Annotated in this window: 10 protein-coding genes; all 10 read right to left on the bottom strand. The window is 72.4% G+C overall.

Going from position 1 to position 12,237, the window contains the following annotated elements; all coding sequences use genetic code 11:
• Positions 1 to 202: 202 nt before the first annotated feature.
• Complete coding sequence (locus tag ACIO9K_RS25325; protein ID WP_400333357.1) at positions 203 to 1,009, bottom strand: YggS family pyridoxal phosphate-dependent enzyme; 807 nt, start codon at positions 1,007 to 1,009, stop codon at positions 203 to 205.
• Positions 1,009 to 1,740: a peptidoglycan editing factor PgeF gene (gene pgeF / locus ACIO9K_RS25330; protein ID WP_363618880.1), complete on the bottom strand. Its 732-nt coding sequence runs from the start codon at positions 1,738 to 1,740 to the stop codon at positions 1,009 to 1,011. The genes ACIO9K_RS25325 and pgeF overlap by 1 nt, the downstream gene beginning before the upstream one ends.
• Positions 1,737 to 2,951: a cell division protein FtsZ gene (gene ftsZ / locus ACIO9K_RS25335; RefSeq protein WP_371516657.1), complete on the bottom strand. Its 1,215-nt coding sequence runs from the start codon at positions 2,949 to 2,951 to the stop codon at positions 1,737 to 1,739. Before ftsZ ends, pgeF begins: the two co-directional genes overlap by 4 nt.
• Before the next feature lie 363 nt (positions 2,952 to 3,314).
• Positions 3,315 to 4,091, bottom strand: a complete 777-nt coding sequence (locus ACIO9K_RS25340) for an FtsQ-type POTRA domain-containing protein (RefSeq protein WP_363582922.1) — start codon at positions 4,089 to 4,091, stop codon at positions 3,315 to 3,317.
• Positions 4,084 to 5,190: an undecaprenyldiphospho-muramoylpentapeptide beta-N-acetylglucosaminyltransferase gene (gene murG, locus ACIO9K_RS25345; RefSeq protein WP_063347235.1), complete on the bottom strand. Its 1,107-nt coding sequence runs from the start codon at positions 5,188 to 5,190 to the stop codon at positions 4,084 to 4,086. Before murG ends, ACIO9K_RS25340 begins: the two co-directional genes overlap by 8 nt.
• 6 nt (positions 5,191 to 5,196) lie before the next feature.
• Positions 5,197 to 6,504 (bottom strand): putative lipid II flippase FtsW, encoded by a 1,308-nt coding sequence (gene ftsW, locus ACIO9K_RS25350; protein ID WP_371516659.1) that lies wholly within the window; start codon positions 6,502 to 6,504, stop codon positions 5,197 to 5,199.
• Between the two features lie 132 nt (positions 6,505 to 6,636).
• On the bottom strand, positions 6,637 to 8,124 hold the full coding sequence (gene murD, locus ACIO9K_RS25355) for a UDP-N-acetylmuramoyl-L-alanine--D-glutamate ligase (protein ID WP_363582924.1): 1,488 nt from the start codon (positions 8,122 to 8,124) through the stop codon (positions 6,637 to 6,639).
• Positions 8,121 to 9,182 (bottom strand): phospho-N-acetylmuramoyl-pentapeptide-transferase, encoded by a 1,062-nt coding sequence (mraY, locus tag ACIO9K_RS25360; protein ID WP_350884360.1) that lies wholly within the window; start codon positions 9,180 to 9,182, stop codon positions 8,121 to 8,123. Before mraY ends, murD begins: the two co-directional genes overlap by 4 nt.
• Positions 9,182 to 10,585 carry a UDP-N-acetylmuramoyl-tripeptide--D-alanyl-D-alanine ligase gene (gene murF / locus ACIO9K_RS25365; protein WP_363582926.1) on the bottom strand — a complete coding sequence of 468 codons (1,404 nt, stop codon included), beginning with the start codon at positions 10,583 to 10,585 and terminating at the stop codon, positions 9,182 to 9,184. Before murF ends, mraY begins: the two co-directional genes overlap by 1 nt.
• Positions 10,582 to 12,234: a UDP-N-acetylmuramoyl-L-alanyl-D-glutamate--2,6-diaminopimelate ligase gene (locus ACIO9K_RS25370; protein WP_079135533.1), complete on the bottom strand. Its 1,653-nt coding sequence runs from the start codon at positions 12,232 to 12,234 to the stop codon at positions 10,582 to 10,584. Before ACIO9K_RS25370 ends, murF begins: the two co-directional genes overlap by 4 nt.
• Positions 12,235 to 12,237: the final 3 nt, after the last annotated feature.

Raw genomic sequence — 12,237 nt, forward strand, 5'->3', positions numbered from 1 at the left:
ACCGGCTCCGTCCCGGCGGCCAGGCCGTGCGGCCCTGCCTGCGGATTCCGCGGTCCACCCACGACGGCCCGTCAGGCCGACGGCCGGTCAGAGTTCGTGGGGTGGGGGCCGCGGAGCTGCGATCCACGGTTCGCTAGCGCTCCGAGGAGCTGCTAGATTCTGTCCTATTTTGTCCTGCAGTCTGATCTACTACCCGGTGACGTTACCTGAGGGGTGACCTCACTCCGAGTACCGCCGTTCCGACGCGCACATGTGTCGCCCCGGCGGCAATCGCCTGCTCAAGGTCACCGCTCATTCCTGCGGAGACCATGGTGGCAGCAGGATGGGTCGCGCGTACTGCGGTTGCGATTTCCGTCAGCCGCTCGAAGGCACGGAGCGGGTCTCCGGCGAGCGGACCGGCCAACGGAGCGACGGTCATCACACCGTCCAGCCGCAGGCCGGGCGTGTCGGCGATCGCGTCCGTGAGTTCCGCGACGTCCTCCGGGGCGACTCCGGCCCGGTGGGCCCCCTCGCCGTGCTCCTTGTCCAGGGCCACCTGCACCAGGCAACCCAGCTCCGGGCGCTCGGACTTGAGCACCGCCGCGGAGAGCGACCCGACCAGCCGCAGCCGGTCCACCGAGTGCACGTGGTTCGCGTACCGGACGACCGAGCGGACCTTGTTGGTCTGCAGCTGTCCGACGAAGTGCCAGTCAAGAGGAAGGTTTCTGCACTGCTCTGCCTTGGGTGCGGCGTCCTGGTCGCGGTTCTCCGCGACATCCGTCACACCCAGTCCGGCCAACAGCGCGGTGTCCTCGGCGGGGTAGGTCTTGGTGACGACGACCAGGGTGACCTCGTCGCGCGGCCGTCCGGCAGCCGCGCAGGCGTCGGCGATCCGCCGCTCGACCACGTCGAGGTTGGTCCCCAGCTCCTCGTACCGGGCCCGCTGCCCCTCCGTCAGGGTCTCCAGCCAGCTCTGGTCGGGAAGGCCGCCGCGACTCCCCGGGAACGGTCCGTAGATGTCGTTCGTCATCAATGATCAGAGCCCAACCAGACGTAGCTCGCGAGCCGGCCGGTGCGCTGCTCGCGGCGATAGGAGTAGTGATCCGCGGATTCGAGGGTGCAGACCGGTGACCGCACCAACCCGGTGACCCCGGCGGCGGCCAGCTGGGCCGCGACCCCCTCGGCCACGTCCAGCGCCGGTGTTCCCCAGGAGGTCTCGGCGAACGCGGCGGGCACCACCGCGGCGACCTCCGCCCGCAGGCCGGCCGGCACCTCGTAGCACCGGCCGCAGACCGACGGGCCGGTGGCCGCGGCGATCCGGCCGGGTTCGGCCCCCAGTTCGACCATCGCCCGCACGACCGCGGGCACCACCCCGGCCGCCAGCCCGGGCCGGCCCGCGTGGGCCGCGCCCACCACGCCCGCCACCGGGTCGGCCAGCAGCACCGGAGTGCAGTCGGCGGTCAGGACGGCGAGCGCGAGCGGCCGGTCGGTGACCACCGCGTCCACCGTGGGGGCGTCCCCCGGCGACTGGCGCTGCGTCACCACGGCGACCCGCGCGCCGTGCACCTGGTTCATCCAGACCACGTCGGCCGGGTCGAGCCCGAGCTCCCCGGCGGCGATCGCCCGGTTCTCCCGGACGGTCTCCGGGTCGTCCCCCACCGCCCCGCCGAGGTTGAGCTCCCCGTACGGCGAAGTGCTCACCCCGCCCCACCTGTCGGTGAAGGCGAAGTGAGCACCCGCGCGTACGGCGTGATCGATCACTTAAGGAAATCCGGGACGTCGAGCTCCTCCGCCGGGCTCTCGACGAACGGCTGCCGGACCGGCTGCACCTGCGGCGGCACCGGGGCGGTGGTCACGGTCTCGGTGGCGCGCGGCGCGGCGTGGGTCTCCCCCTCCGAACGCGACGTCACCGAGCCGATGCTCCCGTAGGACGGCCGGGTGGCCGGGCGCTCCGGGGCGGCCGGCGGCGTGGCCGCGGCGGCGGGGGTGGCCTTGACCACCGGGTCGCGGACGATCGCCGGCGGCTGCCCGCCGTCGAAGCCGGCCGCGATGACGGTGACCCGGACCTCGTCGCCGAGCGCGTCGTCGATGACCGCGCCGAAGATGATGTTGGCCTCGGGGTGCGCGGCCTCGCTGACCAGCTGGGCCGACTCGTTGATCTCGAACAGGCCGAGGTCGGAGCCGCCCGAGATGGAGAGCAGCACGCCGCGGGCGCCGTCGATCGAGGCCTCCAGCAGCGGCGAGGAGATCGCCATCACGGCGGCCGCCTTGGCACGGTCCTCGCCGCGGGCCGAACCGATGCCCATGAGCGCCGAACCGGCCTCCGACATGACGGACTTGACGTCGGCGAAGTCGAGGTTGATCAGGCCGGGGGTGGTGATCAGGTCGGTGATGCCCTGGACACCGGAGAGCAGGACCTGGTCGGCCGAGCGGAACGCGTCGAGCACGCTGACCTGGCGGTCCGAGATGGACAGCAGCCGGTCGTTGGGGATCACGATGAGGGTGTCGACCTCTTCGCGCAGGCTCGCGATGCCGTCCTCGGCCTGGTTGGCGCGGCGGCGGCCCTCGAAGGTGAAGGGGCGGGTGACCACGCCGATGGTCAGGGCGCCGAGCGAACGGGCGATGTTGGCGACCACGGGCGCGCCGCCCGTGCCCGTGCCACCACCCTCACCCGCGGTGACGAAGACCATGTCGGCCCCCTTGAGGACCTCCTCGATCTCCTCGCGGTGGTCCTCGGCGGCCTTGCGGCCGACCTCGGGGTTGGCGCCGGCGCCGAGGCCCCGGGTGAGTTCACGGCCCACATCGAGCTTGACGTCGGCGTCGCTCATCAGGAGGGCCTGCGCATCGGTGTTGATCGCGATGAACTCGACGCCCTTGAGACCGACCTCGATCATCCGGTTGATGGCGTTGACACCACCGCCGCCGATTCCGACGACCTTGATGACTGCGAGGTAGTTCTGCGGTGCTGCCACGTCGAAGGCCTCTCGCCTCGAATTTCCGGGTCGGCCCGACCCGACGGGGGATCGTACCGACGGATGTCGATGGGTAGGGAGCCTGGTTTCCGACTGAATGTCCGAAATGCCGACCGCCGACCCCAACCCTAAACTTGACCTTTAGGGTTAGTCCTGTGCCTCCGTCACATCACCAGGGGGCACAGTCTGGTGACACAGGACACTAGGTGGCTCCAGGCACGTGTTTCAACGAACACGCCGAGCTTCCCCTTTTCTTTTGAGCCTATGTGATCATCGGCCGGCACATGAAACCGGGGTGACCACCAAGGGTCGGGCCGACACTTCACAGCGTCAACCCCTCCCTCAGGCACAGAACCTACCGGATCATCCCGACACCGCCGGCGCCTCCGGCGCACTCACGTCGAAGTTCGAGCCCTTCTGAGCCATCAACGCGACCAGTGTCCGGGCCTTGCGGTCGGTCTGCTCCGGGCTCCCCCAGCGCACCGTCGCACCCCCGCTGAGCTGCAGCTGAATATCGTCGTACGAGTGCACCAGCACCGCTCCGGCCCGCTTGGCCACCTCGGGCGGCAGTCCGGCGGCCACCGACACCGCGCCCTGAACCAGCTGCGAACGGGAGATCACCCCGTCCGCGTCCTTGGCCTGCTGACTGAGCCGCAGTTCCACCACCGGCACCCCCTCCGGCGGGGCCGCCTCGGTGGCGAAGCTCACGCCGGCGGCGTCCACCTGGGTGAACTGACCGTCCTCCCCCTTGACGGCGGCCACCGCCGTGCGCTGGACGACCTTCACCCGCAGGGTGTGCGGCCAGCCCCGCCACACCTCGGCCTTCGCCACCCGGGGGATCGCCTCCACCCGGCGCTGGACGGCGTCCAGGTCCACTCTGGCCAGCGGGCCGTCACCGATCCCGCCGATCGCCTCGCGGACCTGGTCCGCCGTCAGCTTCTCGTCCTTCGGCCCCTGGACCGCGACCTCGCGCACGTCCAGCACCGAGGAGAAGAACACCACCCAGGCCAGCACGCCCAGCACCGCGGCGCCGAGCACGCTCAGCACCACGATGCCCCGCCGGGAGAGCCGGAGCCGAGGAGCGGACTCCTCGGCCTCCAGCTCTTCCTCCAGCGGGTCGGCGAGCCGGCCGTCAGCCACGGCGGCGACCGCCGCGGGAGGCCTGGATCGCCTCGTAGACCATGCCGACCAGCAGGTCGTCGGCGTCCCGGCGGCCGAACTCGGCGGCGGCCCGGCTCATGTCCCACAGCCGCTGCGGGTCGGTGAGCACCGGCAGCACGTTCTGCAGCACCCACTCCGGGGTCAGCTCGGCGTCGTCCACCAGCAGGCCGCCGCCGGCCTTGACCATCGGCTGGGCGTTCAGCCGCTGCTCGCCGTTGCCGATCGGCAGCGGGACGAACGCGGCGGGCAGCCCGACGGCGGCCAGCTCGGCGACGGTCATGGCGCCGGCCCGGCAGAGCATCAGGTCCGCCGCCGCGTAGGCGAGGTCCATCCGGTCGACGTACGGCACCGCGCGGTACGGCGGCATCCCGGGGATGTCCTCGACCTGCGGCAGCTCGTTCTTCGGGCCGACGGCGTGCAGGATCTGCACGCCGTACTGCTGGAGCCGCGGGGCGATCGCGGTGACCACCTCGTTGAGCCGGCGCGCGCCCTGGGAGCCGCCGGAGACCAGCAGGGTGGGCAGCCGCTGGTCGAGGCCGAAGTAGTGCCGGGCCTCCGGCCTGGCGGCGCCCCGGTCCAGGGTGGCGATGGTCCGGCGCAGCGGGATGCCGATGTACCGGGAGTCGCGCAGCTTGCTGTCCGGCGTGGAGACCGCGACGAAGTCCGTGTAGCGGGCGCCGATCTTGTTGGCCAGGCCCGGACGGGCGTTCGCCTCGTGCACCACGATCGGCACGCCGGCCCGCTTGGCGGCCAGGTAGGCGGGCATCGCGACGTAGCCGCCGAAGCCGACCACGGCGTCCGCGTTGACCCGCTCGATGATCTCCTGGGCGGCCCGGACGGTGCCGCGCAGCCGGCCGGGGACGGTGATCAGCTCGGGGGTGGGCTTGCGGGGCAGCGGGACGGCCGGAATCAGCTCCAGCTGGTAGCCGCGTTCCGGCACCAGCCGGGTCTCCAGTCCGCGCTCGGTTCCCAGGGCGGTGATCCCGATGGACGGGTCGTGCCTGCGGAGGGCGTCCGCGAGGGCCAGCGCCGGCTCGATGTGACCGGCGGTCCCCCCGCCGGCGAGTACGACATGCACCGAAATTCACCGCTCCCTGCGTGCCGGCCCCGGGGCCGGGCGCGCTGTGGTTCGTCGTCGTGGCAGCACCCGGGCCAGTCGTCTCCTGATCCGGGAGTTCTTGCTCCGGGCGGCCAGCGCCGCCTTCGCGCCCGAGGTGCTGCGCGCCAGGCACAGCAGCACACCGATCGCGGACATGGCCGACAGCATGGCGGAACCGCCGTAGGAGAACAGCGGGAGCGGGACGCCCGCGATGGGCAGCAGTCCCAGCGCCGACCCCAGGTTGATCATGGCCTGCGCCATGATCCAGGTGGTGGCGGCTCCCGCGGCGTACCTGACGAAGGGGTCCTTCGTACCGATGGCCACACGGATACCCGCGTAGCCTAGTGCCGCGAAGAGACCGATCACCGACAGCGTCCCCACCAGGCCCAGTTCCTCGCCGGTCGCGGCGAAGATGAAGTCGGTGTGCGCCTCGGGCAGCTGGCCCCATTTCTCCACGCCGGCACCGAGACCGGTGCCGAAGCCTCCGCCGAGCGCGAACGAGTACACGCCGTGCAGCGCCTGGAAGCAGGCCCCGTCCGGGTCGGGCTTGGTGACGCCGATGCAGCCCAGGCGCTCCGCCCGGTGCGGGACGGTGATCACCAGCGCGGTGCAGACGACCACGGCCACCCCGACGGTGGCCACGAACAGCCGCAGCGGCGCGCCGACCATCCAGAGCAGCGCGAACAGCATCGCCACCAGGATCATCGAGGTGCCCATGTCGCCGCCGAGCATGATCAGCGCGAGCAGCAGCAGGGCGCCCGGCACCAGCGGGACGAGCAGGTGCTTCCAGGTGGTGAGGGTGCCGGCCTTCTGCTTGCGGGCGAGCAGGTCGGCGCCCCAGAGCACCAGCGCGAGCTTGGCGAACTCCGAGGGCTGGAACTGGAAGAAGCCGAAGTCCAGCCAGTTCTGGTTGCCGTTGATCCGCACCCCGATGCCGGGTACGGCGACCAGCGCGAGCGCGCCGATCACCCCGAACATCACCGGGTAGACGATCACCCGCAGCACCGCCAGCGGCACGGAGGCGAAGCCGATCAGCAGGACCAGGCCGAGGATGGCCGCGATCAGCTGCTTGAGGAAGTAGTACTGCGCCGAGTGGTGCTGGCCCAGGGCGAGGATCTGCGAGGCCGAGAAGACCATCATCAGGCCGAGCACCACCAGCAGCAGCGTCGTGCCGATGACGAGCAGGTAGGGCGTGAGCGGCCGGTCCAGCCAGTACCGCACCCGGTACCGGAAGGCCCGTACCCGGGCCAGCGGTCCGGCCGACTTGTACTTGGTCGTGGTGGCCGAGATCACGCGCCACGGCTCGGCGGCCTCCCGCTCCGGTGCTCCGGAACCCGCCCTGCCCTGCCCAGCCACTCCCCGCTCACTCTCTCTTCACGGCTCACCCGCCGCCGGGCCGCTCCCGGCCCGGTACGGCCCTTCGGCTCACTCCCCGCGGTCCGCCAGCTGCCGGACCTCGGCGGCGAAGAGGTCGCCGCGCTCGCCGTAGTTGGTGAACATGTCCATCGAGGCGCAGGCCGGTGCCAGCAGCACCGTGTCACCCGGCCGGGCGAGCGAGGCGGCCGTCCGGACGACCTCCGCCATCGCCACCGCGCCAGTCTGGCCCTCGGCCGCCTCGATCACCGGGACATCCGGAGCGTGTCGCTCCAGCGCCTCCCGGATCAGCGCGCGGTCCTCGCCGATCAGCACGGCGGCGCGCAGCCGCCCGGCCGCGCCCTGGACCAGGTCGTCGAAGGTCGCGCCCTTGGCCAGGCCGCCGGCGATCCAGACGACCGGCCGGTAGGCGGCCAGCGAGGCGGCGGCGGCGTGGGTGTTGGTGGCCTTGGAGTCGTCGATGTAGGTGACCTCGTCGACCACGCCGACCTCGGCGATCCGGTGGGCGTCCGGGCGGAAGGCCCGCAGGCCCTCCCGGACGGCCTTCGGCTCGACGCCGTACGCCCGGGCCAGCGCCGCCGCGGCGAGCGCGTTGGCGATGTTGTGCGGGGCAGCGGGGCGGCGCGCAGCGCCTTCCTCGGAAGGGTGGTGGTGGGCGACGGGTGGGCTGACGTCCTCGACGGTGCCCAGCTCGGCCGCGTTCTTGGCCCGGTCGGCCACGAACGCGCGGTCCACCAGCAGCCCGTCCACCACGCCGAGGTTCGACAGGGCGGGCGCGCCGAGGCCGAAGCCGATCGCCCGGCAGCCCTCCTCGACGTCGGCCTCGCGGACCAGCGCCTCGGTGGCCGGGTCGGCCAGGTTGTACACGCAGGCGACGGTGTTGCCCTGGTAGATCCGGCCCTTGTCGGCGGCGTACGCCTCCATCGAGCCGTGCCAGTCGAGGTGGTCGGGGGCCAGGTTGAGCACGACCGCCGAGTGCGGGCGCAGCGAGGGCGCCCAGTGCAGCTGGTAGCTGGAGAGCTCGACGGCGAGCACGTCGTACGGCTCCTCGGCGAGGACCGCGTCCAGGACCGACACCCCGACGTTGCCGACGGCGGCGGTGCGCTTCCCGGCGGCGGTGAGGATCGAGGCGAGCATCTGGACGGTGGTGGTCTTGCCGTTGGTGCCGGTGACGGCCAGCCAGGGGGCGGGCTCGCCGGTGGCGGGCAGCGGCCGGCGCAGGCGCCAGGCGAGTTCGACGTCGCCCCAGACCTCGATGCCGGCCGCCGCGGCGGCGGCGAACAGCGGGCGGTCGGGCGCCCAGCCGGGCGAGGTGACGACCAGCCGGGTGCCCTCGGGCAGGCTGTCGCCGTCGCCGAGGCGGACGGTGACGCCGAGCGCCTCCAGCTCGGCGGCCCGGGCGGTCAGGCCCGCGCCGCTGCCGCCGTCCACCACGGTGACGCGGGCGCCGAGGCCGTGCAGGACGCGCGCGGCGCTGATGCCGGAGACACCGAGCCCGGCGACGACGACGGGCAGGTTCGCAAAGTCAGGGTTCGTCATCCGGTCCGGTATCCCGCGTAGAAGAGGCCGAGGCCGACGGCCACGCAGAGTCCCTGGATGATCCAGAACCGGACCACGACCAGGACTTCGCTCCAGCCCTTGAGTTCGAAGTGGTGCTGCAGTGGCGCCATCTTGAAGACGCGCTTGCCGGTCATCCGGAACGAGCCGACCTGGATGATCACCGACAGGGTGATGATCATGAAGAGGCCGCCGAGCAGGATCAGCAGCAGCTCGGTGCGCGAGCAGATCGCCAGGCCGGCCAGGGCGCCGCCGAGGGCGAGCGAGCCGGTGTCGCCCATGAAGATCTTGGCGGGCGAGGTGTTCCACCAGAGGAAGCCGAAGCAGGAGCCCATCAGGGCGGCGGCGACCACCGCGAGGTCCAGCGGGTCGCGGACGTCGTAGCAGCTGACGGTCGCGGTGACGGAGTAGGCGCAGCTCTGCCCGTACTCCCAGACGCCGATGAAGGTGTAGGCGCCGAAGGCCATCACCGAGGCACCGGTGGCGAGGCCGTCCAGACCGTCCGTCAGGTTCACGCCGTTGGAGGTCGCGGCGATCATGAAGTAGGCGAAGATGACGAACAGCACGGGGCCGATCGACCAGCCGTAGTCCCGGACGAAGGACAGGTGCTGGGACGCCGGGGTGAGCCCGCGGTCGTCCTGGAACTGCAGCGCCAGCACGGCGAAGGCCAGGCCGACGATGGACTGGCCGGCCAGCTTCGCCTTGGCCCGCAGACCGAGCGAGCGGCGCTTGACCACCTTGATGTAGTCGTCCAGGAAGCCGACCAGGCCCAGACCGGTCGTCAGGAAGAGCACCAGCAGGCCGGAGGCCGTCGGGCTCTCGCCCGTTATCGCCTTGGTCCCGAAGTAGGCGATCAGGGTCGCCAGGATGAAGGCGATGCCGCCCATGGTGGGCGTGCCCTTCTTGCTGTGGTGCGCCTTCGGCCCGTCGTCGCGGATGTACTGGCCGTAGCCCTGCCGGGCGAGCAGCTTGATCAGGGCGGGGGTACCGACCAGCGACAGGATCAGGCCGATCATGCCGGAGAAGAGGATCTGCTTCATTACGCGGCCACACCGTCCGAGAGGAGGGCCTCGGCCACCTTCTCCAGCCCCACCGAACGGGACGCCTTCACCAGGACCACATCCCCCGGCCGAAGTTGACTGCGCAGCAGCTCGACCGCCGCGTCCGCGTCGGACACCAGCACCGACTCCTCACCCCACGAACCTTCGTTCCTCGCGCCGAGTTCCATGCAGGCCGCCTCGCGTCCACCGACCGCCACCAGCTTGGTGACGTCCAGTCGGACGGCGAGCCGCCCGATGGCGTCGTGCTCGGCCAGGCTCTCCTCGCCGAGCTCCCGCATCTCGCCGAGCACCGCCCAGGTGCGGCGGCGCTCCGGGCCGCGTCCCCCCATCGAGACCAGCGCCCGCAGCGCGGCCCGCATCGAGTCGGGGTTCGCGTTGTAGGCGTCGTTGACGACGGTGACACCATCGGCCCGGTCGACGACCTCCATGCGCCAGCGGGACAGCGCACCCGCTTCGCCCAGGGCGGTCGCGGTGTCGTCGACGGACATCCCGAGCTCCACCGCCACCGCAGCGGCGGCGAGGGCGTTCGAGACGTGGTGCTCACCGTACAGGCGCAGCTGCACGGGCGCGGAACCGGCCGGGGTGGTGAGCGTGAAGGATGGCCGTCCGGCGGCGTCCAGCCGAACGTTCGTCGCCCGGACGTGGGCATCCGGGGATTCCCCGAACAGGACCACCTTCGCCCTGGTACGGCCGGCCATCGCGCGCACCAGCCGGTCGTCCGCGTTGAGGATCGCGGCGCCGTCGGCGGGCAGCGCCTCGACGAGTTCGCCCTTGGCCTCGGCGATCGCCTCCTGCGAGCCGAACTCGCCGACGTGCGCGGTGCCGACGTTCAGCACCACGCCGATCCGGGGCGGCGTGATCGAGGTGAGGTACTCGATGTCGCCCTTGTGCCGGGCGCCCATCTCCATGACCAGGTGCCGGGTGCCGGGCTCGACCCGCAGAGCGGTCATCGGGTGGCCGATCTCGTTGTTGAGCGAGCCGGGCGGGTAGACCGTGTCGCCGAGGCGCTGCAGCAGCTGGGCGATCAGGTCCTTGGTGCTGGTCTTGCCGGCCGAGCCGGTCAGCGCGACGACGGCGGTGCCCTCGGCGCGGGCGACCACGGCCCGGGCCAGCTTGCCGAGCGCGTCCACCACACTGTCGACCAGGACGGCGGGCACGCCGACCGGGCGGTCGGCCAGCACCGCGACGGCGCCGGCCCCGACCGCGACGTCCGCGTAGTCGTGGCCGTCCACGCGCTCGCCGACGAAGGCCGCGAACAGGCCGCCGGGGCGCACCTTCCGCGAGTCGACCTCGACCGGGCCGGTCACCAGGGCGCCGGGGTCGGCGCCGTCCAGGGTGCCCCCGACTGCGGCGGCCACCTCGGCGAGGGTCAGTGCGATCACTGCTGCTCTACTCCTCGGTCGCCCCGGGCGGCCGTGGTCTGCGTGATGGATTCGCGCAGCACCTCCCGGTCGTCGAAGGGGCGGATCTCGTCTCGTACGTACTGGCCAAGTTCGTGGCCCTTGCCGGCCACCAGCACGGTGTCCCCGGCGTGGGCGCGGGCGACGGCGATCCGGATCGCCTCGGCCCGGTCGGGGACGACCAGGACGGTCCCGCGCTCGGCCTCGGGCACCGCGGCGGCGCCGGTCAGCATGCTGGCGAGGATCGCCAGCGGGTCTTCGCTGCGCGGGTTGTCGCTGGTCAACAGGGCGGTGTCGGCGAGCCGGGCGGCGATGGCGCCCATCGGGCCGCGCTTGTGCGGGTCCCGGTCTCCGCCGCAGCCGACGACGACGTGCAGCCGGCCCTTGGTGACCTCGCGCAGCGAGCCGAGGACGGCCTGGAGGGCGTCCGGCTTGTGCGCGTAGTCGACCACGGCGACGAACGCCTGTCCGGCGTCCACCCGCTCCAGCCGACCCGGCACGCCGGGCACCGCGGCGACGCCGGCCACGGCCCGCTCCAGCGGCAGGCCGGCGGCGACCAGCAGGGTGATCGCGGCGAGCGCGTTGGCCACGTTGAACGGGCCGGGCAGCGGCACGGCCGCGTCGGCCTCGGCGCCGTCCGGGCCGAGCACCCGGAAGGTGGAGCCGACCGGGCCGAGCTGGACGTCCACGGCCCGCCAGTCGGCCTCGACGGCGCCGGTGGCGGAGAAGGTGGTCACCGGGATCTTGGCCTCGGCGGCCAGCCGGCGGCCGTACTCGTCGTCCACGTTGACCACGCCGTGGCGGGACTTGCCGGGCTGGAAGAGCCGGGCCTTCGCCTGGAAGTAGTCCTCCATGTCCGGGTGGAAGTCGAGGTGCTCGGGGGTGAGGTTGTTGAACAGGGAGACGTCGTACGTCACCCCGTCGGTGCGGCCGTAGACCAGCGCGTGGCTGGAGACCTCCATGGTCACCGCGTCCGCGCCGCGCTCGGCCATCACGCCGAGGATCGCGTGCAGGTCGGTGGCCTCGGGGGTGGTGCGCTCGCTCTTGATCCGCTCGTCGCCGACCCGCATCTCGACGGTGCCGATCACCCCGGGGGCGCGCCCGGCGCCGAGCAGGCCGCCCTCGACCAGGTAGGACGTGGTGGTCTTGCCGTTGGTGCCGGTCAGCCCGATCATCAGCAGCCGCTCGGAGGGGCGACCGTAGACGGCTGCCGCGAGCTCGCCCATCCGGGCCCGCGGCCGGTCGACGACCAGCAGCGGCAGGCCGGTGCCGGCCGCCAGCTCGGCGCCGGCCGGGTCGGTGAGCAGCGCCGCCGCGCCCGCCGCCGCGGCCTGGGCCGCGAAGGCCGCGCCGTGGTGGTTGGCGCCGGGGAAGGCCACGTACACGTCGCCGGGGCGCACCGCCCGGGAGTCGTGGGTGACGCCGCTGACGAGGCCCCCCTCGACGGGATCGAGGCCCAGCTGGCGGGCCAGTTCGGCGAGCGGCAGGGCGGCGGTCCCGGCCGGGCGGGGCGGACTCACGGTGATTTGATCGGGTTTCGGCACGGCGGGAAGGCTATCCGCCGAAGGGTGTCCAGGGCCAAACCGGCCCTTCGCCGCGCCGCCGTCCGGCCCGACCCGCTCGTTGCTCATACT

It is taken from the genome of Kitasatospora sp. NPDC087271, assembly GCF_044744605.1.
Classification (GTDB): Bacteria; Actinomycetota; Actinomycetes; order Streptomycetales; family Streptomycetaceae; genus Kitasatospora.